At 48.8% G+C, this 19,782-nt stretch carries 37 protein-coding genes; 5 read left to right on the plus strand and 32 right to left on the minus strand.

All coding sequences use genetic code 11. The features are described 5' to 3' along the window. Positions 1 to 69 precede the first annotated feature (69 nt). From mnmA to K300_RS0105065, 3 genes are read left to right on the plus strand one after another with little or no spacing between them, the layout of a single operon-like run. Positions 70 to 1,104, plus strand: a complete 1,035-nt coding sequence (mnmA, locus tag K300_RS0105055; protein ID WP_022850583.1) for a tRNA 2-thiouridine(34) synthase MnmA — start codon at positions 70 to 72, stop codon at positions 1,102 to 1,104. After that, positions 1,088 to 1,792: an adenine nucleotide alpha-hydrolase family protein gene (locus K300_RS14610; RefSeq protein WP_022850584.1), complete on the plus strand. Its 705-nt coding sequence runs from the start codon at positions 1,088 to 1,090 to the stop codon at positions 1,790 to 1,792. Before mnmA ends, K300_RS14610 begins: the two co-directional genes overlap by 17 nt. Before the next feature lie 2 nt (positions 1,793 to 1,794). Beyond that, positions 1,795 to 2,415 (plus strand): 3'-5' exonuclease, encoded by a 621-nt coding sequence (locus K300_RS0105065; RefSeq protein ID WP_022850585.1) that lies wholly within the window; start codon positions 1,795 to 1,797, stop codon positions 2,413 to 2,415. Here the strand turns inward: K300_RS0105065 and K300_RS0105070 are convergent. Further along, a complete protein-coding gene (locus K300_RS0105070) occupies positions 2,412 to 3,095 on the minus strand; it encodes a flagellar brake protein (protein ID WP_155827561.1) in 684 nt (227 codons plus the stop codon). The genes K300_RS0105065 and K300_RS0105070 overlap by 4 nt on opposite strands. Before the next feature lie 120 nt (positions 3,096 to 3,215). Beyond that, a complete protein-coding gene (locus tag K300_RS16680) occupies positions 3,216 to 3,365 on the minus strand; it encodes a hypothetical protein (protein WP_022850587.1) in 150 nt (49 codons plus the stop codon). 206 nt (positions 3,366 to 3,571) lie between these two features. Here K300_RS16680 and K300_RS0105080 point away from each other — a divergent pair, with 206 nt between their 5' ends. Together K300_RS0105080 and K300_RS0105085 are read left to right on the plus strand one after the other, a co-directional pair. Continuing rightward, positions 3,572 to 4,159 (plus strand): hypothetical protein, encoded by a 588-nt coding sequence (locus K300_RS0105080; protein WP_022850588.1) that lies wholly within the window; start codon positions 3,572 to 3,574, stop codon positions 4,157 to 4,159. Next, positions 4,156 to 4,914, plus strand: coding sequence for a hypothetical protein (locus K300_RS0105085; protein ID WP_022850589.1), 759 nt, complete (start codon positions 4,156 to 4,158; stop codon positions 4,912 to 4,914). The genes K300_RS0105080 and K300_RS0105085 overlap by 4 nt, the downstream gene beginning before the upstream one ends. On the opposite strand, the gene K300_RS14615 is transcribed toward K300_RS0105085, so the two are convergent. From K300_RS14615 to rplC, 30 genes are read right to left on the minus strand one after another with little or no spacing between them, the layout of a single operon-like run. Further along, entirely contained in the window at positions 4,907 to 5,470 is a 564-nt protein-coding gene (locus tag K300_RS14615) for a class II aldolase/adducin family protein (RefSeq protein ID WP_162139851.1), read from the minus strand. The genes K300_RS0105085 and K300_RS14615 overlap by 8 nt on opposite strands. 49 nt (positions 5,471 to 5,519) lie before the next feature. Further along, complete coding sequence (rplQ, locus tag K300_RS0105095; protein WP_022850591.1) at positions 5,520 to 5,873, minus strand: 50S ribosomal protein L17; 354 nt, start codon at positions 5,871 to 5,873, stop codon at positions 5,520 to 5,522. Position 5,874: 1 nt separating this feature from the next. Further along, a complete protein-coding gene (locus tag K300_RS0105100) occupies positions 5,875 to 6,879 on the minus strand; it encodes a DNA-directed RNA polymerase subunit alpha (protein WP_022850592.1) in 1,005 nt (334 codons plus the stop codon). A gap of 29 nt (positions 6,880 to 6,908) precedes the next feature. After that, a complete protein-coding gene (gene rpsD / locus K300_RS0105105) occupies positions 6,909 to 7,535 on the minus strand; it encodes a 30S ribosomal protein S4 (protein WP_022850593.1) in 627 nt (208 codons plus the stop codon). Between the two features lie 15 nt (positions 7,536 to 7,550). After that, complete coding sequence (gene rpsK / locus K300_RS0105110) at positions 7,551 to 7,940, minus strand: 30S ribosomal protein S11 (protein ID WP_022850594.1); 390 nt, start codon at positions 7,938 to 7,940, stop codon at positions 7,551 to 7,553. A gap of 16 nt (positions 7,941 to 7,956) precedes the next feature. Then, positions 7,957 to 8,325 (minus strand): 30S ribosomal protein S13, encoded by a 369-nt coding sequence (rpsM, locus tag K300_RS0105115; protein ID WP_022850595.1) that lies wholly within the window; start codon positions 8,323 to 8,325, stop codon positions 7,957 to 7,959. A 10-nt stretch (positions 8,326 to 8,335) separates the two neighbouring features. Then, positions 8,336 to 8,449 carry a 50S ribosomal protein L36 gene (rpmJ, locus tag K300_RS16495; protein ID WP_081646890.1) on the minus strand — a complete coding sequence of 38 codons (114 nt, stop codon included), beginning with the start codon at positions 8,447 to 8,449 and terminating at the stop codon, positions 8,336 to 8,338. A 12-nt stretch (positions 8,450 to 8,461) separates the two neighbouring features. Beyond that, positions 8,462 to 8,686 (minus strand): translation initiation factor IF-1, encoded by a 225-nt coding sequence (infA, locus tag K300_RS0105120; protein WP_022850596.1) that lies wholly within the window; start codon positions 8,684 to 8,686, stop codon positions 8,462 to 8,464. Continuing rightward, a complete protein-coding gene (gene map, locus K300_RS0105125) occupies positions 8,683 to 9,435 on the minus strand; it encodes a type I methionyl aminopeptidase (RefSeq protein ID WP_022850597.1) in 753 nt (250 codons plus the stop codon). Before map ends, infA begins: the two co-directional genes overlap by 4 nt. Positions 9,436 to 9,437: 2 nt before the next feature. Further along, positions 9,438 to 10,085: an adenylate kinase gene (locus K300_RS0105130; RefSeq protein ID WP_022850598.1), complete on the minus strand. Its 648-nt coding sequence runs from the start codon at positions 10,083 to 10,085 to the stop codon at positions 9,438 to 9,440. Then, on the minus strand, positions 10,082 to 11,395 hold the full coding sequence (secY, locus tag K300_RS0105135) for a preprotein translocase subunit SecY (RefSeq protein WP_022850599.1): 1,314 nt from the start codon (positions 11,393 to 11,395) through the stop codon (positions 10,082 to 10,084). The genes K300_RS0105130 and secY overlap by 4 nt, the downstream gene beginning before the upstream one ends. Positions 11,396 to 11,401: 6 nt before the next feature. Further along, positions 11,402 to 11,851 carry a 50S ribosomal protein L15 gene (gene rplO / locus K300_RS0105140; RefSeq protein WP_022850600.1) on the minus strand — a complete coding sequence of 150 codons (450 nt, stop codon included), beginning with the start codon at positions 11,849 to 11,851 and terminating at the stop codon, positions 11,402 to 11,404. A gap of 13 nt (positions 11,852 to 11,864) precedes the next feature. Next, positions 11,865 to 12,356: a 30S ribosomal protein S5 gene (rpsE, locus tag K300_RS0105145; protein ID WP_022850601.1), complete on the minus strand. Its 492-nt coding sequence runs from the start codon at positions 12,354 to 12,356 to the stop codon at positions 11,865 to 11,867. Positions 12,357 to 12,368: 12 nt separating this feature from the next. Further along, positions 12,369 to 12,734 carry a 50S ribosomal protein L18 gene (rplR, locus tag K300_RS0105150; protein WP_022850602.1) on the minus strand — a complete coding sequence of 122 codons (366 nt, stop codon included), beginning with the start codon at positions 12,732 to 12,734 and terminating at the stop codon, positions 12,369 to 12,371. Positions 12,735 to 12,745: 11 nt separating this feature from the next. Further along, entirely contained in the window at positions 12,746 to 13,285 is a 540-nt protein-coding gene (gene rplF / locus K300_RS0105155) for a 50S ribosomal protein L6 (protein WP_022850603.1), read from the minus strand. 11 nt (positions 13,286 to 13,296) lie between these two features. Beyond that, on the minus strand, positions 13,297 to 13,695 hold the full coding sequence (gene rpsH, locus K300_RS0105160) for a 30S ribosomal protein S8 (RefSeq protein ID WP_022850604.1): 399 nt from the start codon (positions 13,693 to 13,695) through the stop codon (positions 13,297 to 13,299). A 13-nt stretch (positions 13,696 to 13,708) separates the two neighbouring features. Beyond that, positions 13,709 to 13,894: a type Z 30S ribosomal protein S14 gene (locus tag K300_RS0105165; RefSeq protein WP_022850605.1), complete on the minus strand. Its 186-nt coding sequence runs from the start codon at positions 13,892 to 13,894 to the stop codon at positions 13,709 to 13,711. Continuing rightward, on the minus strand, positions 13,884 to 14,441 hold the full coding sequence (gene rplE, locus K300_RS0105170; protein WP_022850606.1) for a 50S ribosomal protein L5: 558 nt from the start codon (positions 14,439 to 14,441) through the stop codon (positions 13,884 to 13,886). Before rplE ends, K300_RS0105165 begins: the two co-directional genes overlap by 11 nt. A 14-nt stretch (positions 14,442 to 14,455) precedes the next feature. Then, positions 14,456 to 14,785 (minus strand): 50S ribosomal protein L24, encoded by a 330-nt coding sequence (gene rplX, locus K300_RS0105175; RefSeq protein ID WP_022850607.1) that lies wholly within the window; start codon positions 14,783 to 14,785, stop codon positions 14,456 to 14,458. A 10-nt stretch (positions 14,786 to 14,795) separates the two neighbouring features. Next, positions 14,796 to 15,167: a 50S ribosomal protein L14 gene (rplN, locus tag K300_RS0105180; protein WP_022850608.1), complete on the minus strand. Its 372-nt coding sequence runs from the start codon at positions 15,165 to 15,167 to the stop codon at positions 14,796 to 14,798. Continuing rightward, the gene (rpsQ, locus tag K300_RS0105185; protein ID WP_022850609.1) at positions 15,164 to 15,451 is read right to left on the minus strand and encodes a 30S ribosomal protein S17; all 288 of its coding nucleotides are present in this window, start codon (positions 15,449 to 15,451) and stop codon (positions 15,164 to 15,166) included. Before rpsQ ends, rplN begins: the two co-directional genes overlap by 4 nt. Positions 15,452 to 15,462: 11 nt before the next feature. Next, positions 15,463 to 15,666, minus strand: coding sequence for a 50S ribosomal protein L29 (rpmC, locus tag K300_RS0105190; protein WP_022850610.1), 204 nt, complete (start codon positions 15,664 to 15,666; stop codon positions 15,463 to 15,465). Then, complete coding sequence (rplP, locus tag K300_RS0105195) at positions 15,663 to 16,085, minus strand: 50S ribosomal protein L16 (RefSeq protein ID WP_022850611.1); 423 nt, start codon at positions 16,083 to 16,085, stop codon at positions 15,663 to 15,665. The genes rpmC and rplP overlap by 4 nt, the downstream gene beginning before the upstream one ends. Then, on the minus strand, positions 16,086 to 16,745 hold the full coding sequence (gene rpsC, locus K300_RS0105200; RefSeq protein WP_022850612.1) for a 30S ribosomal protein S3: 660 nt from the start codon (positions 16,743 to 16,745) through the stop codon (positions 16,086 to 16,088). Next, on the minus strand, positions 16,746 to 17,084 hold the full coding sequence (gene rplV, locus K300_RS0105205) for a 50S ribosomal protein L22 (protein WP_022850613.1): 339 nt from the start codon (positions 17,082 to 17,084) through the stop codon (positions 16,746 to 16,748). A 2-nt stretch (positions 17,085 to 17,086) separates the two neighbouring features. After that, complete coding sequence (gene rpsS / locus K300_RS0105210) at positions 17,087 to 17,368, minus strand: 30S ribosomal protein S19 (RefSeq protein WP_022850614.1); 282 nt, start codon at positions 17,366 to 17,368, stop codon at positions 17,087 to 17,089. A 12-nt stretch (positions 17,369 to 17,380) separates the two neighbouring features. Next, positions 17,381 to 18,208, minus strand: a complete 828-nt coding sequence (gene rplB / locus K300_RS0105215) for a 50S ribosomal protein L2 (protein WP_022850615.1) — start codon at positions 18,206 to 18,208, stop codon at positions 17,381 to 17,383. 11 nt (positions 18,209 to 18,219) lie between these two features. Further along, complete coding sequence (locus tag K300_RS0105220) at positions 18,220 to 18,498, minus strand: 50S ribosomal protein L23 (RefSeq protein ID WP_026836310.1); 279 nt, start codon at positions 18,496 to 18,498, stop codon at positions 18,220 to 18,222. A gap of 2 nt (positions 18,499 to 18,500) precedes the next feature. Further along, the gene (gene rplD, locus K300_RS0105225) at positions 18,501 to 19,124 is read right to left on the minus strand and encodes a 50S ribosomal protein L4 (protein ID WP_022850617.1); all 624 of its coding nucleotides are present in this window, start codon (positions 19,122 to 19,124) and stop codon (positions 18,501 to 18,503) included. 17 nt (positions 19,125 to 19,141) lie between these two features. After that, positions 19,142 to 19,774 (minus strand): 50S ribosomal protein L3, encoded by a 633-nt coding sequence (rplC, locus tag K300_RS0105230; protein ID WP_022850618.1) that lies wholly within the window; start codon positions 19,772 to 19,774, stop codon positions 19,142 to 19,144. Positions 19,775 to 19,782 lie beyond the last annotated feature (8 nt).

The following is a 19,782-nucleotide window of genomic DNA, read 5'->3' on the forward strand; positions in this document are numbered from 1 at the left end:
CTACCATCCCGGGGGGCAAAAGTAAAGCGGACAGTTTACAAACATGTGTATTCGGGGTACAAAGTCGGGATGAAGAAGAAGCTATTAATCGCTATGAGCGGCGGCGTGGACAGCACGCTCTGTGCCAAACTGATGCTTGAACAGGGGCATGATGTCACAGGAGTTACACTCCAGCTCTTCGAAGGTCAGGAGGAGATGCTGGCCGGAGCGGAGAGGGTGGCCGATGAGCTGGGGATCAAGTGGTATGTGGCGGACTGTCGCAAGTTTTTCAGCGAGGATGTCATATCCTATTTCATTAGAACTTATAAACTGGGCAAAACCCCAAACCCCTGCTGTCACTGCAACCATACGGCAAAATTTAACTACCTGTACAGGGAGATGTGCTCCGCAGGCTGTGAAGAGGTCGTCTCGGGGCACTATGCCAGGATAACCGAACATAACGGCTTAAAATACGTTGCCAAAGGGCTTGATGAAACCAAGGACCAGTCCTACTACCTCTCCCTTATGGAGCGTTACCAGATCGAGGTTCTTAACTTCCCCCTCGGTGCCATGCGCAAGGATGACGTTCGTGAGCTTGCCCGGGAACACGGCCTATCGGTTGCCGATAAGAAAGACAGCCAGGACGTATGCTTTCTCATGGGGAATGACTATCGGGAGTTTCTATCCAAAAAGCTTAAAGATAGCGATATAAGGAAGGGATGGTTCATACTCGACGGCAAGAGGCTTAAGGAGCACGAGGGGATCGTGTTCTATACCATAGGCCAGCGGCGGGGGCTTAATATCGGCTACCACGAACCACTCTACGTACAACATATAGACCCGAAATCCGGTGACATAACCCTGGGACGTAAGGAGGAGGCCGCATTCAAGGGAGTCAAACTCAAGGATGCGGTTTTCGCAGACAGCACAAAACACATGCGCAGAGCGGAGGCGAGGCTTCGCTACAGAATGAAGAACGCACCCTGCAGTGTGGAGATTCTACCCGAACACAAGGCGGTCCTGCTCTTTGACGAACCGCAGTTCTCACCAGCACCCGGGCAGGTTGCCGCAATATACGACAAGGAGAGAGTAATTGGCGGCGGCTTTATTGAATCTGTATTTTAAAAGGTATGAAAACTGCATAATCGCCCTCAGCGGAGGCTCGGACAGCGCTGTTATTGCCAAACTCGCCGCTGAGCACCTTGGTGCGGAAAATGTTCTCGCCGTAACCTTTGAAGCCCCCCACATCTTCTGGTATCAGACAGAGAACGCCAGAAAACTGGCCAGACATCTCGACATCAAATGGGAGAACAGGAAGCTCCCCGTTGATGATGCAGAGATACTCGCCGGAACACCGGAGCGGTGCTATCTCTGTAAGAGAGCGATGATGCACGCCCTCACCGAGCTTGCCATCGAGCGGGGTTACGATGCAGTCTTCGACGGAACCAATATCGATGACACCTCCGAACACCGCCCCGGGCTGAAGGCTCTGGAGGAATACGGTATACGCTCCCCATTGCTTGAGAACAATCTGGGTGATCAGTTTGTCATAGAAGAAGCGGCAAAGATTGCCGAAGAGGCCGATCTATCCTTCCACGATGAATCGTGCATCGCCACAAGGGTCGAGGGTATGGCGGATATCCCCATGCTAAGGCGTATCGAGCGGGAGGAGGATGCCCTTCGGGAGCGGTTCCCCGGCATACGCCTTAAAACCGGAGAGAATGGAACCTTCGTCCGGTTCAAAAAACCTATGGCACTCAAACTTGACGATTTTACGGATATAGGCGATGCACTCGAAAGAATTAAAGGATAACAATGCGATACTCGAAGGAGACACTGGAGCTTATCGACGCTCCTTTGAACGAGATTACATATACAGTTTTCGACACCGAATCCACAGGAACAAACCCCGAAGGGGGTGACCGTGTCATCGAGCTGGGGGCTGTGAGGATTAAGCCAGGCTTCAGAATAGACCGGAAGGAAAAGTTTCAGAGCCTCATAGATCCCGGTGTGGACATACCCGAGCGTTCCGTAGGGATACACGGCATAACCCAGCAGGATATCAGCGGAGCACCCGATTCCTGCAGTGTTTTATACGACTTCTTCGATTTCGCCAGAGGAACGGTACTCGTAGCCCACGATGCCCCCAAGGATATGGCCTTCCTGCGCCGTGAGATGAGGGATTACTCCATCCGAAACCCCTTCGAGATATCCATAGATACCCTCAAGCTCTCCCGCATGCTCTACCCCCACTGGAAGAGCCATAACCTCGATGCCATAAACGAACAGTTCAACTTCAAAAGCTCCACACGCTTCTCACGCCACAGGGCGCTCTTCGATGCAGAGAGTACGGCGAATGCTTTTCGTATTATGATAAGAAAGGTTTTTGAGGAGCGGTGCTACTTTCTCGGTGAGCTTACGGAGTTCCTGCGCTAGCCCCTCAGCTGACGAAGCTCTATCTGCCTCTGGAAGACGTACTTTATTATCGGATTGCGCTCTGATTCCTTTTTTATAAGAAACTCCAAGCTGACCTCATTCTTCGATTCCTGATTTTTGAAAATGCGCACTACCTTTGCCTGAACAGGCTTTTCCATCTCTACCTTCTCACTAAGGTCAACGGCGACCTGCTGTCCTTCGCTAACCTTTGCGTTGGTCAGCAGACGGCATCCGCCGCCGGAGATATCTATCAGTGTAGCAGTATGGTTTTCATGGGGGATCTTGAGGTTATTATCCGGTACCTTGGAGTAATACACGATCAACCCGGCCTTAAACCTGGTGGACACACGGAAGAACTCACGCAGCTGTTCCTTCTTTATCTCAGCGGGACGGGCGATCTTCAGCATCTGTACCTTGCCCGAACGAACCCTCCCCTCAACACGGCTCATAAAGCGGAAGCGCCCTTCTCCACCAACAAAGCTCACATCCACAACGGTTCCAGGAAGAAGAGGTATCGGAACCCCGCTGTCTGAAGGCATTGCTGTAAGGATACCACCGTCACGATCGAAATCCTCCACACGGGAATCGTACATGCCGGCATAATCGCCGTCGGGAACGCCCATGCTCAGTTTCGTGTTTACGGTTAGAACCTTCTCAATGTCTGTTATCTTTTCTGCCACAGAGTCTTTCCCCGCATCGCCAGTAATAAGGCTGATATATTTATCAACAGCCCCTTCATTTTTTAATGTACGAGGTTTCCTCCGTATGCTCAACACCTTTTCAGCGAATCCCAAAACCTTCTACCCCTTGGAAGTTTTTTGTTCCTCCGCTCCATCCTTGGCTTCTGCGGCCTGCTTCTCCTGGAACTGCTTTGAACAGCAGGAGATAAAGTCGTTCAGTGCGCATAGTGAGAGGATTACTTCCAGTTTCTTTGTATCGGAGACATTCATAAGATCCTCCTGTACTAAAATTATCGTACATTTTTCGAAAATATTAATTCCACTTCTGCCCATGAAGTATATAATAACTGTTATGAAATATAGATGAGACACCCCCATTGGGGTGTATGCTTCGGCAACGCTTATTACGGGCTTGACTTTACCCGTCTTTGAAACTAACTTTTCTATCTCCCATAACGAGTTTTTTTGAGGTGCTGATGAGTATCAACGCAGGTTACGAATTCGATTTTGACGATATGCTGGACACCGAAGTCCTTATGACCCTTAGTGATTTTGCAAAATATCTTTGGGATGTCCTGGAGGATGAGGCGATGAAGGCCTTGCCCGATAAGCCGGATCTCCCCTCGGTCTACAACAGTGCAGAAACTGACCCTATGGCACTGTTCAGGAAGCTTTTTTATATATCCTACTTCAACCTTCTCATGAACAACGTTCTCGGGCATGCTCCGGGCCGCTTCAAGTCACATACTAAGAAATATCTCCAAAACAAACACCTCAGGCAGTTTTTCACCAATAAGCAGAATCTAAATATTATTATTGATGAAAACAGTAAAAATCTTCAGCTCTTAAGTGCTATAATCAAGAAGTACATCTGCGAGCTCATGGAGAAGGGTGTCAGTACAAACAGGCTGGACAGCTCCCTTGCAATGCACTACCTGAATGCTGTTTCTACAACTGTTTTCGATATCCGCAAGAATGATGAGCTCCGTAATCTAATGATACCCATAGAATTCGGCGATGCTTCAATCACCGGAAGGATGAAAAGGCTCTTTAAAAGAAGATGAAAACCACAAAACTGATAAGGGCGAAACAGAAACTCCCCGGCGACAGGGAGAGGGTTTTTGCCTACTGCATGATCACTACAGTAACCCAGAAGATGGAACGTTCTGAATCCATATCAGTGGAGATCCTTCCCATTGTAAAGGATGAGCTGATCTCTAATAACGATGAGTTCGGCGAGAAAACCCAGCAGGAGGAATTCAACAGGGAGAAACACGTAAACCGCTTCTCCGCAAGGGCGGACTACGCTTCGGAGATCATAACCATAACCCACGGCGCCAAGATGATGCTTAACGAGAACATCAGAGGATACGGCATCGGAACTTTTGCTTTCAACGAGATCATTCGCTGGATGATTATGCGCTACCCAAACTATCTCATAGACTCCATACACCTGAATTTCCTGGATGTTCCCACCGAATCAGCGCGTGAGCGTGCTGTTCGATTTCTGGAAAATTTCGGTTTCCGCTTCGAATTCGACAAAGGGAGTAACGAAAAGGGGCGCTTTAACGTCCCACTCGCCCTCAACCTCCACGAACACCACAACCGTACAAAAGTGGACGAGCTAGATATAGCTATGTTTATCCGCCAGCTTCTCATCGAGCGCTATCAGATGGAGGACAGACTGCGCAATCAGACTGCTGTACACAACCGGCAGGAAAAGTATATGGATGTAATGGACAAGGATAAGTTCATAAGCATTCTGCTTAATGTGGTGGGTGCACTTGTTCTGCTTATGCTGTTTATATATTTTACTTAGATGAGTTCAAGATTCGCTTGAGGACGAGTTCCTTGGCATGAAATTCAAGGCTAGAGACGTATATGTAGCACTCCTTCATAGTTTCCCCGGCGGCGAACACACCGTGGTCTTTCACTATGATCACTCTGTTCCTTTTCAATCCTTCAGTAACGTTCTCTGCAAGATCCAACGAACCGCTTTTACCTGTTACCACAGGCACATACTCGAGGAACGGCAGTACCTCTGCAACAGCGAATGAAGCGGCACTATCGAACAGCTCGCCGCAAAGAATTGAATAAACTGTGTGGGCATGCATAACCGATGTGCAGTCGACATTCTGATGGATTAACCTGTGGACGCAGAGCTCGCTTGAAGCACGGCTGTCGTTCTCACCCTCGCCATGGAGCGGAACCTCCACAACCTGATCACCCTCCAGCTCATCCAGCATGGATCCTGTTGCTGTTATGAAAAGACGGTCTTCGTATTTTGCAGAGAGATTACCGAAGAAGGATGTTGTCATCCCACGTTCCACGAGCTTCCTGCCGAATCTCACGATATCGTTTCTGGCTTCGTCCATCATCCACCCTGAAACTAAAAAGGGGAGCCTTTCAGCTCCCCTTCGTTTGTTAGTCTACAAATTCTATAATCGCCATCTGGCTCTGGTCACCTTTACGGATATTCGTCTTAATGATACGAGTGTATCCGCCGGGACGCTCCTTGAATCTGGGAGCCACTTCATCGAAAATCTTATGGACGACCTGCTTGTTAGGAAGTTTGCGCATTGCAAGCCTTCTTGAGGAGAGGTCTCCATCTTTTCCGAGGGTTATAAGGGGCTCTATAAAGGAACGAAGAGCTCTTGCTCTTGTCACGGTAGTTTCTATCCTGCCGTGCTCCACGAGAGAACCAGCCATACTCCTAAGCATGGAGTATCTGTGCGCCGTGGGTCTTCCGAGTTTGCTTCCCTTCTTTCTATGACGCATTTTATTCTTCCTCCGAATCTGAATTAGCGTAGCCGATCGCCTCTAAGTCCATGCCGAGGCTGAGTCCAAGCTCGTTGAGAACCTTTTTGATCTCCTCGAGGGACTTGCGTCCGAAGTTCTTGGTTTTCAGCATCTCCGCATCGGTTCTGCTGCAAAGTTCGGCGAGGGTCTTGATGTTGGCGTTCTTAAGGCAGTTGTATGCCCTAACGGAGAGCTCAAGCTCCTCAATGCTCTTATCGAGCATATCAAAGAGCTGGTCGTGCTTTCCGGCCTCATCTTCCGATTCCACTTCAACCTCGGGTTCCTCAAAATTGATGAAGAGGTTCATGTGGTCCTTAACTATCTTGGCAGCAAAGGCAATTGCGTCATCCGGTTTGATAGAACCATCTGTCTCAACTTCCATGATGAGCTTGTCGTAATCGGTACTCTGACCGACACGGGCGTTCTCCACAGAGTAGTTAACCCTTTTAATAGGGGAGAAGATAGCATCTACGGGGATGAGATCCACCTCGTCGTAATCTGCCTCAAAGTCTTCAGCGGGGACATAGCCGAGGCCTCTCTTAACAAGAAGCTCCATATAGAAATCGATCTCGGGATCGGTCACTGTGCAGATAACCTGGTCGGGATCCATAACCTCAAGCTGTGAATCACCCTGGATATCGCCAGCTGTAACGGGGCCTTCCCCTTTCTTCTTGATGTATACCCTTCTCTCCTCGTGTACGTGGAGTTTAAGGTTCAGGGTTTTAAGATTGAGGATAACGTCAACGATGTCCTCATACACTCCGGGAAGAGTGCTGAACTCGTTGCTAACACCCTCTATCTTAACGCCTACTACCGCTGTTCCCTCTATGGATGAGAGGAGAACCCTGCGCAGGGCGTTGCCCACAGTGATACCAAAACCCTTCTCGTAGGGCTCAGCGACGAACTTGCCGAACCTGCTGGTTACTTCGCCGACCGATTCGATCTTCTTGGGCTTTATTATTTCATGAAAGTTCATGATGATCATAACGAACTGCCTCCGGTTAACTCTAACTACTACTTGGAGTACAACTCCACTATGAGGTGTTCCTGAATCTCGTACTGGACATCACCCCTTTCAGGGAGTCTGTGTATGGAAGCCTTTTTGTTTTCCTTCTCAAGGCTTATCCACTCAGGAATGCCTCTCCCCTCAGCAGTTTCTATGCACTCAACAACTCTGGGATGGCTATCGGACTTCTCACGAAGCTCAACAACCATACCGGGCTTAACAAGGAAAGAAGGTATGTTTACCTTTCTGCCGTCCACCATAAAGTGGGAGTGGCGAACCATCTGCCTTGCTTCCTTGCGGCTTCCTGCGTAGCCTGCACGGTAGACAAAGTTGTCCAGTCTTCTTTCAAGAAGCTGGAGAAGGTTCTCACCAGTAATGCCTTCCATTCTTGTCGCTTTATCGAAATACCTGCGGAACTGAGTCTCAAGAACTCCGTAAAGCCTCTTTACCTTTTGCTTCTCACGGAGCTGAAGGCCGTAGTCACTGACCTTCTTCCTACCCTGACCATGCTGGCCTGGGGGATATCCTTTTTTCTCGAATCCGCACTTATCTTTGTAGCACCGCTCACCTTTGAGGTAGAGCTTCATACCTTCACGCCTGCAAAGCTTGCAGACTGCGCCTGTATATCTAGCCAACTTCGACCTCCAATCCTATACTCTTCTCTTCTTCCTGGGTCTGCAACCGTTATGGGGAACGGGTGTAACGTCACGGATAAGAGTTATTTTGATTCCGGCAGCCACGATCGCCCTGATGGCGCTCTCACGTCCGGAACCGGGTCCTTTCACGTTTACTTCCACTTCTCTCATGCCGTTATCCAGTGCCTTCTTAGCAGCAGCCTCTGAGGAGAGCTGTGCGGCAAAGGGTGTGGATTTACGGGAGTTCTTGAAACCAACACATCCGCCAGCGGACCAGCAGAGGGCGTTTCCGTTAAGGTCTGTAAATGTGATGACGGTATTGTTGAAGGTTGAGCTGATGTGAGCTATACCCTTGGGTACATTCTTCTTTTCACGTCTTTTATTACTTCTTCTTGCTTTAGCCATTACTCGTTAACCCCTCTTACTTCTTCTTGATACCGCGTTTACCTGCAAGACCCCTTCTGGTTCTTGCATTGCTTCTGGTCTTCTGGCCTCTGCAGGGGAGGTGCATCTTGTGCCTCTGACCTCTGTAGCAGTTGATCTCCATGAGACGCTTGATGTTGAGTGAAACTTCCTTACGAAGGTCACCCTCCACAACGAGCCTGTCATCGATATAGTTCCTGATGGAGGAGATCTCCTGCTCTGTGAGATCGCTTACACGCTTATTGCGGTCTACGCCTGTGCTTTCAACGATCTCAACGGCGATGTTGCGGCCAATTCCGAAGATATAAGTAAGGCCGATTTCAACTTTTTTATTGTTAGGTATGTCTACACCTGCAACACGAGCCACTTACTCCTCCTTAGCCTTGTCTCTGCTTATGTCTGGGATTATCACAGATAACCCTGACAATGCCTTTTCTTTTGATAATTTTGCATTTTGCGCACATAGGCTTAACGCTAGCCCTTACTTTCATCTCTCTACTCCGTTACTTCTTGTGACGATAGGTTATCCTGCCCCTTGAAAGGTCGTATGGGGACAGCTCAACGGTTACCTTGTCTCCAGGGAGGATACGGATGAAATGCATCCTCATTTTACCAGAAAGGTGGGCCAGTATTTCATGCTGATTCTCCAGCTCCACCTTAAACATAGCGTTCGGCAACGCCTCATTCACAGTACCGATGATCTCGATTACATCGTCCTTTTTGCTCATATACTCCCTATCGTAAGTATCTCCGGCCCGTTATCCGTTATGGCAACGGTATTCTCATAATGTGCCGCCAGACTGCCATCCGCGGTAACTGCAGTCCAGCCGTCAGAGAGGGTTCGAATCTCATAAGAGCCGGCAGTAACCATGGGTTCAACGGCAATAACCATACCTGACCGCAGCCTCACCCCTCTGTTGGGGCGGCCGAAGTTGGGTATGGTGGGCTCTTCGTGCATTTCCCTGCCAATACCATGGCCGAAAAAATCCCGTACAACGCCGAATCCGTTCTCCTCCACCGTTTTTTGAACGGCATGTGAGATGTCGCCAAGGCGGTTACCCACCTTTGCATTTCTGATTCCGTCGTGGAATGATTTTTCCGTAACTACTATCAACCTTTCGGTTTCCTCACTGATGACGCCGACAGGATATGTTCTCGCAGCATCACCGTGAAAGCCGTTTTTATATGCACCGACATCCACAGTTACTATATCTCCCTCTTCGAGGGCTCTGTTTCCGGGGATGCCGTGAACAACTACTTCGTTTACGGAAGAACAAACAGATGCTGGAAATCCTCTGTAATTCTTAAAGGACGGCACAGCAGACCGAGAGTGTATAATGTCTTCCGCAAATTTGTCAATATCTTTTGTGGTAATTCCGGGCTTGATGAATTCCCGTAAACTGTCCAGAACCTCAAATACGATTCCGCAGGGGACCTTCATCTGCTCTATCTCATTGCGTGATTTAAGGATAACCATAATCAGCCGAGAATACCCTTGATCTTCTTGTATACATCTTTGGGATCGCCCTCACCATCAATTTCATGGAACTTTCCGCTCTCATTATAATATCCCTTAAGGAGAGAAGTGGTTTCATGGTAAACCTTAAGACGGTTTTTGATGGTATCTTCCTGGTCGTCGTCCCTGTGTATAAGTGTTGCTCCATCAGCATCGCAAACACCACCGGTTTTCGGGGGGTTGTATTTGATGTGGTATACCTTTCCGCACTCGGGGCAGCTTCTTCTTCCCACGGCACGCTCCACAAGGAGTTCATCCGCCACATCAAGGCTGATTATGTGAGTCACTTCTGTTTTAAGATCTTCATTGAGCATCTTATCAAGGGCTTCCGCCTGGGCTATGGTTCTGGGGAAGCCATCGAAGATTACGCCGTTTTTGCAGTCATCCTGCTTAAGGCGTTCCTTCATCATGCCGACGATGAGCTCATCGGGAACGAGCTGTCCACCATCCATATATACCTTCGCCTCTTTGCCGAGCTCAGTACCCGCCTTAACGGCAGCCCTGAGGATATCGCCGGTTGAGATCTGAACAAGACCGTAGTCTTCGATTATATATGCTGACTGTGTTCCTTTCCCAGCCCCGGGAGGACCGAGGAAAACCATATTTATCATATCAGGCTTCTCCCTTTAACTCTTCCGCTCTTGAGAAAACCATCGTAGTTATGGGAAACGAGATGGGTCTCAATCTTATTAATAACATCCATACCAACACCGATAACGATGAGAAGACTTGTTCCACCGAAGTAGAACGGAACGTTGAATCCCTTGATGATAAGCTGGGGAAGAATCGCCACAGCCGCAAGGTAGATAGCTCCAACGAAGGTGAGCCTTGACAGTGTATAATCGATGAAATCCGCAGTGGCCTGACCGGGGCGTTTTCCGGGGATAACACCGCCGCCTTTATTGATATTCTCCGCTATGTCATCCGGGTTGAAGATGATGGATGTATAGAAATAGGTGAAGAATATAATGGTTGCCACTGAGAGAAGATAATAGAATGCACTGTTCGGTGAGAACATGAAGCTTATCTTCTGCACCAGATCATTGGTGGAGAAAGTAGCGAGCGTACTGGGCACTGCAAGGATCGACATCGCAAAGATGATAGGGATAACACCCGCAGGGTTCAGCTTGAGAGGGAGGTAGGATGAACCTGCGTTCCCTCTTATGGTGGTACCCGCCCGCTTAACATGCTGGATGGGTAGCCTTCGCTGGGATGTCTCCATAAACACTATCGCTGCCGTCACTGCGAGAATAATCGCTACAACGAGGATGAGTGTAATAATCTGCAGTTCCCCTGTTTTCATCAGTGTAACAGTTTTGCTCACAGCAGCAGGGAAGCTTGCCACGATACCGGCGAAAATGATAATTGATATACCATTTCCGAGACCTTTCTCAGAGATCTTCTCACCAAGCCACATAAGGAATACGGTACCGGTTGTAAGGGTTATCATGGTAACCAGACGGAATCCCCAACCGGGGAACATAACAACGGGAGCTCCACTGGGGGAGGTCATCGCCTCTAGTCCGATGGCGATACCCATACCCTGTATGGAGCTGATGAGTACGGTTCCGTATCTTGTGTAGCGGGTGATCTTATCCCTGCCCTCCTTGCCTTGCTTTTTAAGCTCGGCAAGGTGGGGAACTGCTACGGTGAGCAGTTCCAGTATAATCGCTGCAGAAATGTAGGGCATGATACCCAGCCCGAAGACGGTGAGTCTGGAGAGGGCTCCGCCTGTGAACATGTCGAAGAAACCAAGAAGGTTTCCAGACTGCTGGGCGAAGAACTCTGCCAGTGCGCCGCCATCGATTCCTGGGGTAGGAACATGTGCACCAATCCTGTAAACAAACAGGAAAAAGAGGGTGTACAGTATCCTTTTCCTCAGTTCGGGTATCGAGAAAATGTCTTCGATCTTTTGCAGCATATCAGATTACTCCGGAGTTACGATTTCTCCGCCTGCGGCTTTAATCTTCTCTGCCGCTGAGCCGGACACCTTCTCAACCTCGAATTTCAGCTTTTTAGTGATTTCGCCTTTTCCGAGAACTTTAACACCATTGCTCTTCACCTTTACAAGACCCTTATCACTGAGGGTCTTGATGTTTACCTCTTCACCATCACTGTACTTCTTCTCGATGTCAGTGAGGTTGACGATCTCGTAAACAGTTGCGAAACGAGCATTGTTGAAGCCTCTCTTGGGAAGTCTTCTTGTAAGGGGCATCTGACCGCCTTCGAAACCGGGTCTAACCCCGCCTCCGCTTCTGGCCTTCTGTCCCTTTGTTCCTCTGCCTGCAGTTGTACCGAGACCGCTGGCGCTGCCTCGACCTACACGCTTTTTATTCTTTTTGGACCCGGGTGCGGGTCTAAGATCATGAAGTTCCATATCAACCAGCTCCTTAGCGGATTATCTCTTCAATGGATTTATCACGAACCGCAGCAACCTCATCAAGGGTACGGATATTTCTGAATCCGTCCATGATTGCAAAGAGGGAGTTGTAGGGGTTTCTGCTTCTTGTGGACTTGCAGAGGATATTCTGGATACCTGCAAGCTCAAGCAGAGAACGGGTTACACTACCTGCAATGATACCCGTACCGGGGGCAGCGGGCTTCATGATAATCTCAGTGGAAACGTATTTTCCGATTATTTCGTGGGGGATAGTACCGTTAACAACGGGTACGCTCACCATGTTCTTCTTGGCGAACTCCAGAGCCTTTTTAATGGCATCCGGCACTTCCCTGGCTTTACCATAGCCGATTCCGACGTTTCCTTCATAATCACCAACAACTACAGTTGCGGTGAATTTGAAGATCCTTCCGCCCTTAACGACTTTGGTAACCCTACCAATATGTACAACCTTATCTACGAGTTGACGTTCGTTACCGTTCAAAACATACCTCCCTTAGAAATCCAGGCCGGCTTCGCGAGCGGCATCTGCAAGAGCCTTCACTCTGCCGTGGTATATGTAGCCGCCTCTGTCGAATACGACTGCCTCAACACCTTTCTCTTTGGCACGCTCGCCAAGAACCTTGCCAACTTCCTGAGCGGCTTCCTTGTTGAGGATGCCTTTGAACTTGGCTTTAAAGTCCTTTTCGAGAGAGCTGGCGGCAGCGAGGGTTGTTCCGGTCTCGTCGTCGATCACCTGGGCATATATGTAGCTATTACTTTTATTCACTGCCAGTCTAGGTCTTGCGGCTGTGCCGGAAACCTTTCTTCTTACCCTGGCGTGTTTTCTTCTAATAGCAGTGCGTTTATCAAACCTGCTCACTTGGCACTCCTTTACTTCTTACCAGCCTTACCGGCCTTTCTGGTTATGTGCTCGCCATCGTAGCGGATTCCTTTACCCTTGTAAGGTTCGGGAGCTCTGAGCTTTCTGATGTCCGCTGTAACCTGACCGACAAGCTGCTTGTCTATACCTTTCACAACGATCTTGTTCTGACCCTCAACGGCGAACTCGATACCTTCGGGGGGCTCAACAACAACGGGGTGAGAGTAGCCAAGGGAGAGATCGAGATTCGATCCCTTCATAACAGCTCTGTAACCCACACCCTGTATCTCAAGCTTCTTTTCATAACCTGTGGTTACGCCGAGTACCATGTTGTTGATAAGCGTACGGGTAAGCCCGTACATCTGACGGGCAAGGATCGTTTCATCCTTCTTGGAAACGGTTACAACACCGTCTTCAATCTTAACTTCAGCCTTGGTATGGATGTTCTGCTGAAGCTTACCCTTAGGACCCTCTACCTTGCATACAGTTCCGCTGAGCGAAACATTCACACCGGAGGGTATTTTTATAGGAAGTTTGCCTATCCTTGACATTTGATACTCCTCTACCAGACCTGGCAGATATATTCTCCGCCGATCTTTTCCTGAATGCACTGCTTAACGGTCTTAACACCCTGAGATGTGGAGATAACTCCGTTTCCGAGACCGCCAAGCACGGGCTTAAGTTTCTTCGTGTTTATGTATACCCTTCTGCCGGGCTTGCTCACCCTTTTCAGTCCTCTGATAACGGGCTGGCCGTCTTCAGTGTACTTAAGGTATACGATAACCTTCTTTAAATTGCCGTCTGCTACTACGCGGTAGTTCTTTACGTAGCCCTCTTCCTTGAGAAGGGCGGCTATCGCCTCCTTCATCTTGGAATGATGTACAACAACCTCAGTTTTGTTAACCATGTGGGCGTTGCGCATCCTGGTAAGCATATCGGCTATGGGATCTGTTACACTCATTTCCGTTCTCCTTCTACCAGCTTGATTTTCTCACGCCCGGGATCTCGCCTCTAAGGGCGAATTTCCTGAAGCATACCCTGCACATGTTGAACCTTCTGATGAAGGCCTTGGGCCTGCCGCATATGGGGCAGCGGTTATATTCTCTAACCTTGAACTTTTTCTTCTTAAAAGCACTGTTGTACTTTGCTTTAGTTGCCACCAGAACCCTCCTCAGCGAAAGGCATTCCCATGGCGCGGAGAAGTTCCTTCGCCTCATGATCAGTATCGGCTGTAGTCACGATGATCACGTCCATGCCTCTGATCTTGTCGATTTTGTCGAACTCAATCTCGGGGAAGATAATCTGCTCCTTAAGACCAAGCGCGTAGTTTCCTCTGCCGTCGAAGGACTTGGGGTTAACACCCTTGAAGTCTCTAACACGGGCAAGACCAATGTTCATAAGCCTCTCGAGAAACTCGTAGGCCTTTTCACCTCGGAGAGTAACCTTGCACCCGATGGGCATCCCCTCTCTGAGTTTGAACGTAGCAATGGACTTCTTAGCTCTGGTTACCACCGGCTTCTGACCGGTAATCTTCGTCATGTCGGATACTGCGTGCTCAACTAACTTTGAGTTGGTTACAGCTTCACCAAGACCCATGTTTACTACAACCTTAACGACCTTGGGTACCTGCATAACGTTTTTGTAGGAGAACTTTTCCTTCAGCTGAGGGATAATCTCCTTCTGATATTTTTCTTTCAGTTCAGCCATTTGACAATTCTCCGTCAATCCTTATCGATGACTTCGCCGTCGCATTTGGCGAACCGGGCTTTCTTGCCGGACTCAAGAACCTTAATACCGAGTCTTGTACCTTTCTTGCAGCTATCGCAGTAGTACATAACGTTGGAGATATCAACGGGCATCTCCTTCTCGATTATCCCACCCTCGGGGTTGAGGGGGTTGGGCCTTGTGTGCCTTTTTACGACGTTTGTGTTCTCAAGGAAGACCTTACCGCCATTTCTGTCCACCTTAAGCACGCGGGCAACCTTGCCCTTGTCCTTACCAGTGGTTACGATAACCTTGTCATCCTTCTTTATCTTAAATTTTGCCTGCATCGCCATCCTCCTAGAGCACTTCGGGAGCCATGGAAACTATCTTGAGGAAGCCTTTCCCCCTGAGTTCCCTAGCAACAGGTCCGAATACACGGGTAGCTATCGGCTCCAGGTTGTTCTTATTAAGAAGTACGGCTGCATTATCATCAAACTTGATGTATGTACCGTCCTTACGGCGGTTTTCCTTGGCTGTTCTAACAACGACTGCCTTAACAACCTGACCCTTCTTGATGTTTCCATCGGGTGCAGATTCTTTAACACTGGCAACTATAACATCGCCAATGGAGCCGTATCTCTTCTTAGAACCGCCGAGTACTTTAATACAAAGGAGCTCTCTTGCCCCTGAGTTGTCAGCGACCTTAAGCCGTGATTCAACCTGTATCATCCTTTAACCTCTTGCTCTGCTGCCACCTCTTCGGAGCGGTCGATGATGCGTTTAAGCATCCAGCACTTGTCCTTGCTGAGGGGCTTTACTTCAAAGATTTCCACAGTATCGCCGATTCTGCATTCGTTTGATTCATCATGAGCCTTGAACTTCTTGCTGGTCTTGATGAACTTCTGATACCTGCGGTGGAGCTTAAGGTTCTCAACCTTGACAACAACGGTTTTATCCATCTTGTCGCTGACAACAACGCCCCTTCTTACTTTTGTTCTTCCTTTTTCGTTCATCTTAAGTCCTCTTAGTTCTCAGCCTTTTCTGTTTCGCGCTGATGAAGGAGGGTTTTGATTCTTGCGATATCTTTCCTCATCTTCTTCAGTACTGATGTATCCTCAAGATCTCCTGTGGCAAGCTTAAATCTTGCTCTGAAAAGATCCTCACGAAGCTCGTTCTGCTTGGCGATAAGCTCATCAGTGCTCATCTCTATGAATTCGGAAGTTTTCACTGATCAACCTCCTCTTTTCTGAATACGAACTTTGTTTTAACGGGAAGCTTGTGGCTTGCGAGGCGGAAAGCCTCTCTTGCGAGCTCTTCACTAACACCGTCTATTTCGTAAAGGATTGTCCCTTCCTTCACAGGAGCAACATAGTATTCCACAGCACCTTTACCTTTACCCTGTCTCGTTTCGAGGGGTTTCTTGGTAACGGGCTTATGGGGGAAGATCCTGATTGTAACCTTACCGCCTCTTTTAATGTAGCGGTTGATTGCAATCCTCGCAGATTCAATCTGGCGGCTGGTGATCTTACCCTTTGTTGTGGACTGGAGGCCATATCTTCCGTAGGCAACGTAGTTACCCTTATGAGCCTTGCCCTTTATGCGCCCCTTGTACTGCTTTCTGTATTTCATTCTCTTGGGCATCAACATTTACTCAACTCCTGCGGCGTTCCTGTTACGCTCTTCAACGATTTCGCCTGTGAAGACCCAGACCTTGACACCGATGATTCCGTAGGTAGTGAGCGAATCGGTTGTACCGTAGTCTATATCTGCCCTGAGAGTCTGAAGGGGAACCCTTCCCTTGATGTACCACTCTGTCCTGGCCATATCAGCACCTGCGAGTCGACCGGCACAAGCAACCTTGATACCGAGAGCTCCGGATTTCATAGCCTGGAGAACTGCTTTCTTCATCGCTCTTCTGAATGCGATCCTGCGCTGAATCTGCATGGCGATGTTCTCAGCAACGAGCTGGGCATTGATTTCGGGTTTCTTCACTTCGCGTATTACGAGAAGAACCTCAGAGTCCGTAAACTTCTTGAGTTCCTTTTTAAGCTTTTCGATCTCAGCACCTTTCTTACCGATGACGATACCGGGTCTGCTGGTGTTGAGAGTAATGCGGAGCCTTGCTCCCATGCGCTCAATGCCGATGTTTGCAATACCGGCCTGGAAAAGCCTTTTCTTAAGGAACTCTCTGATCTTGATATCTTCAAGAACCTGTGTCCTGTATGTCTTTTTACCGGCGAACCAGACTGAACTCCAGTTCTTGTTTACGCCGAGTCTGTATCCGTAGGGGTGTACCTTATGTCCCACTTAAACCTCCTCAGAAAGGACGACCGTGATGTGGCTGGTCCTCTTGCGGATGAGGCTGGCCCGGCCGTAGGCTCTGGGTCTGTACCTCTTCCAGAACGGACCTTCATCGATCCTGATCTCTTTTACAAAAAGCTTGCTCACATCCCTGTAGTCGTTGTTTTCCTCAGCGTTAGCCGCTGCGGATTTAATGGCCTTGTAAATGAAGTCGGCCGCTTTCTTGGGAGTGAACTTCAGCAGGGCAAGCGCATCGTCTACATTTTTGCCCCGGACAAGGTCGGCCACAGGGCGCGCCTTTCTGGGTGTAACCCTGACGTATTTGGCACGTGCTACTGCATCCATCTCTATCTACCCTTAACCTTTTTGTCATCCTTCCTGTGTCCGCGGAAAGTTCTTGTGAGGGAGAACTCGCCCAGCTTGTGACCAACCATGTTCTCAGTCACATACACGGGGATGAATTTGTTACCGTTGTGAACCGCCAGTGTGAGGCCGATCATCTCGGGTATAACTGTGCTTCTTCTTGACCATGTTTTGATGACCTTTTTATCACCGGTTTCAGCCGCTGCGGTGACCTTCTTCTCAAGGTGTTCATCTATAAACGGTCCTTTTTTTAATGACCTAGGCACGCTTTCCTCCTATCACTTCTTCCTGGCGGAAACTATGTATTTGTTAGAAGGCTTCTTCTTGCTTCTGGTCTTGTAACCCTTAGTAGGCTTACCCCAGGGGGTAACAGGGTGACGACCACCGCTAGTTCTACCTTCACCACCGCCATGGGGGTGATCGATGGGGTTCATTGCCACACCGCGAACGGTGGGACGCACACCCATCCAACGGGTTCTACCCGCTTTACCGATACTCTTGTTCTCATGCTCGGGGTTGCTCACCTGACCGATGCTTGCTTTGCACTCGGCCTTGACAAGCCTGATCTCGCCGGAGGGAAGCCTAAGGTGGCAGTATGTGCCCTCTTTTGCCAGGAGCTGGGCATATGTTCCGGCTGATCTTGCGAGCTGACCACCCTTTCCGGGGCGAAGCTCTACGTTGTGGATAACAGTACCCACGGGCATATCTTTGAGCATCTTGGCGTTGCCAGGTTTGATATCCGCACTCTTGCCGCTGAGTACAACGTCGCCGACCTTAATGCCGACAGGTGCAAGGATATATCTTTTCTCGCCGTCCTCGTAGTTTACAAGAGCGATGCGGGCGCTTCTGTTGGGGTCATACTCAATGGTAGTGACCTTCGCTGAAACGTCCTCCTTGTTCCTCTTGAAATCAATAAGACGGTACTTTCTTTTTTGTCCGCCACCTTTATGTCTAACCGTTATACGGCCATGGTTGTTTCTTCCGCCCTTCTTCTTTATGGGCTCAACCAGGCTTTTCTCCGGTTTATCGGTGGTTACCTCCGCAAAATCGCTTCCTGTTCTGAAGCGAACACCATCGGAGGTGGGTTTATATTTCTTCATTCCCATTTAAGCCTCTCTTATACGAACTCGAGTTTTTCACCCTCGGCCAGAGTTATAACAGCTTTCTTCCAGTCCTGACGTCTGCCGTAGCGAGTGCCAAACCTTTTCTTCTTGCCGTTAAAATTCATGGTCGAAACTGATGAAACCTTCACATCAAAAAGCTTCTCAACAGCTTGTTTGATGAGTTGCTTGTTGGCTCTGGGATCAACTGCGAAGCTGATCTTGTTCTCATCTTCCTTGAGGCTTACTGCCTTCTCTGTGACAAGGGGTCTTTTTATAACGTCATATACTGTTATCATTATACTAAAACCTCCTCTATACGGTCGATTGCGTCCTTAACAACGATCACCTTGCGGGAGTTGATAAGGTCGTAAACATTAAGACCGTTCACATTAAGCAGATCCACATAGGGGATATTCCTGAAAGCCCTGACAACCTTTTCATCAAGGTTTTTGTATACAACGAGAACCTTTCTGTTAGCGTCAAAATTCTTAAGAATTTCAACCGCTTCCTTGGTCTTACCGTCTTTAACGGTTATCTCGTCAACAAAAACAAGGCTGCCATCTTCCTGCTTAGCATTGATTGCTGATTTGAGGGCGTTCTTAACCTTTTTCTTAGGCATTGAGTAGGAGTAGTCCCTAGGCTGGGGACCAAAAATGGTCGCACCGCCGCGCCACAAGGGGGACTTGATAGTACCGGCTCTCGCACGGCCTGTTCCTTTCTGCCTGTAAGGCTTCTTTCCTCCGCCCGTTATCTTTGCCCTGTTAAGGGTTGCGTGGGTTCCCGCTCTTCTGCCGGCGAGCTGCATGGTTACGACCTCATGCATCAGCTCGGGCTTGACGGGATAGCTCGTGATGGAATCGTTTATCTCCACCTCTCCCACTTTCTCATTCTTTACGTTTTTAAGTTCGAAAGATGCCATCTTTTCCTCTGTCAGCCTTACTTCTTAACCGCTTCCCTTATGTACACGATAGATTCGTCGTGACCGGGAATCGCACCTTTTACAAGAAGAAGATTTGTTTCAGGGATTACTTTAACCACATCGAGCTTCTGAACGGTAACTGTCTTACCGCCCATTCTTCCGGGCATCTTTTTGCCTTTAGGCGTTTCACCCGGAAACTCACACATGCCCACTGCACCAGGGGCTCTGTGGAAGTGCGAACCGTGTGTCTTGGGTCCGCCGCCGAAACCATATCTCTTCACTGCACCTTGAAAGCCTTTACCGATCGATGTTCCCTGAACATCTATCTTGTCGCCAGCTTCAAATACTTGAACGTTAAGCTCTTGCCCAATCTCGTAATCCGCTTCGTTATCAAGACGAAACTCTTTGAGATATCTGTGGGGATCAACGTTCAGTTTCTTGAAGTAGCCACCCATCGGTTTGTTGACTCTCTTTTCCTTCAGGATCTTTTCAAATCCCAATTGGATGGCACTGTAACCGTTCTGCTCTACGGTTCTTTTGTTCACTACTACACAAGGTCCAGCTTGAACCACTGTGACAGGGATGACTGTACCGTCTTCGGTAAATACCTGTGTCATCCCTACTTTTTTTCCGATTATCGCTTTTGCCATCTCGTTAA

It is taken from the genome of Limisalsivibrio acetivorans, from assembly GCF_000421105.1.
Lineage (GTDB): Bacteria > Chrysiogenota > Deferribacteres > Deferribacterales > Geovibrionaceae > Limisalsivibrio > Limisalsivibrio acetivorans.

Coding starts and splice junctions, on each gene's coding strand:
- rplF (WP_022850603.1), bottom strand. CDS start 13,285: ATGTCAAGGATAGGCAAACTTCCTATAAAAATACCCTCCGGTGTGAAT.
- K300_RS0105130 (WP_022850598.1), bottom strand. CDS start 10,085: ATGATAAATATGGTTTTCCTCGGTCCTCCCGGGGCTGGGAAAGGAACA.
- infA (WP_022850596.1), bottom strand. CDS start 8,686: ATGAGCAAAAAGGACGATGTAATCGAGATCATCGGTACTGTGAATGAG.
- mnmA (WP_022850583.1), top strand. CDS start 70: ATGAAGAAGAAGCTATTAATCGCTATGAGCGGCGGCGTGGACAGCACG.
- rplX (WP_022850607.1), bottom strand. CDS start 14,785: ATGCAGGCAAAATTTAAGATAAAGAAGGATGACAAGGTTATCGTAACC.
- rplE (WP_022850606.1), bottom strand. CDS start 14,441: ATGGCTGAACTGAAAGAAAAATATCAGAAGGAGATTATCCCTCAGCTG.
- secY (WP_022850599.1), bottom strand. CDS start 11,395: ATGCTGCAAAAGATCGAAGACATTTTCTCGATACCCGAACTGAGGAAA.
- rplC (WP_022850618.1), bottom strand. CDS start 19,774: ATGGCAAAAGCGATAATCGGAAAAAAAGTAGGGATGACACAGGTATTT.
- rpsK (WP_022850594.1), bottom strand. CDS start 7,940: ATGGCTAAAGCAAGAAGAAGTAATAAAAGACGTGAAAAGAAGAATGTA.
- rplB (WP_022850615.1), bottom strand. CDS start 18,208: ATGGGAATGAAGAAATATAAACCCACCTCCGATGGTGTTCGCTTCAGA.
- rplD (WP_022850617.1), bottom strand. CDS start 19,124: ATGGCATCTTTCGAACTTAAAAACGTAAAGAATGAGAAAGTGGGAGAG.
- map (WP_022850597.1), bottom strand. CDS start 9,435: ATGGTTATCCTTAAATCACGCAATGAGATAGAGCAGATGAAGGTCCCC.
- rplV (WP_022850613.1), bottom strand. CDS start 17,084: ATGGATGCAGTAGCACGTGCCAAATACGTCAGGGTTACACCCAGAAAG.
- K300_RS0105080 (WP_022850588.1), top strand. CDS start 3,572: ATGAGTATCAACGCAGGTTACGAATTCGATTTTGACGATATGCTGGAC.
- rplN (WP_022850608.1), bottom strand. CDS start 15,167: ATGATACAGGTTGAATCACGGCTTAAGGTCGCTGACAACTCAGGGGCA.
- rpsQ (WP_022850609.1), bottom strand. CDS start 15,451: ATGAACGAAAAAGGAAGAACAAAAGTAAGAAGGGGCGTTGTTGTCAGC.
- K300_RS0105085 (WP_022850589.1), top strand. CDS start 4,156: ATGAAAACCACAAAACTGATAAGGGCGAAACAGAAACTCCCCGGCGAC.
- rplO (WP_022850600.1), bottom strand. CDS start 11,851: ATGGAACTTCATGATCTTAGACCCGCACCCGGGTCCAAAAAGAATAAA.
- rplQ (WP_022850591.1), bottom strand. CDS start 5,873: ATGCGTCATAGAAAGAAGGGAAGCAAACTCGGAAGACCCACGGCGCAC.
- rpsH (WP_022850604.1), bottom strand. CDS start 13,695: ATGAGTGTAACAGATCCCATAGCCGATATGCTTACCAGGATGCGCAAC.
- K300_RS14615 (WP_162139851.1), bottom strand. CDS start 5,470: ATGGACGAAGCCAGAAACGATATCGTGAGATTCGGCAGGAAGCTCGTG.
- rplP (WP_022850611.1), bottom strand. CDS start 16,085: ATGTTGATGCCCAAGAGAATGAAATACAGAAAGCAGTACAAGGGGCGC.
- rpmJ (WP_081646890.1), bottom strand. CDS start 8,449: ATGAAAGTAAGGGCTAGCGTTAAGCCTATGTGCGCAAAATGCAAAATT.
- K300_RS0105065 (WP_022850585.1), top strand. CDS start 1,795: ATGCGATACTCGAAGGAGACACTGGAGCTTATCGACGCTCCTTTGAAC.
- K300_RS0105100 (WP_022850592.1), bottom strand. CDS start 6,879: ATGATCATCATGAACTTTCATGAAATAATAAAGCCCAAGAAGATCGAA.
- K300_RS16680 (WP_022850587.1), bottom strand. CDS start 3,365: ATGAATGTCTCCGATACAAAGAAACTGGAAGTAATCCTCTCACTATGC.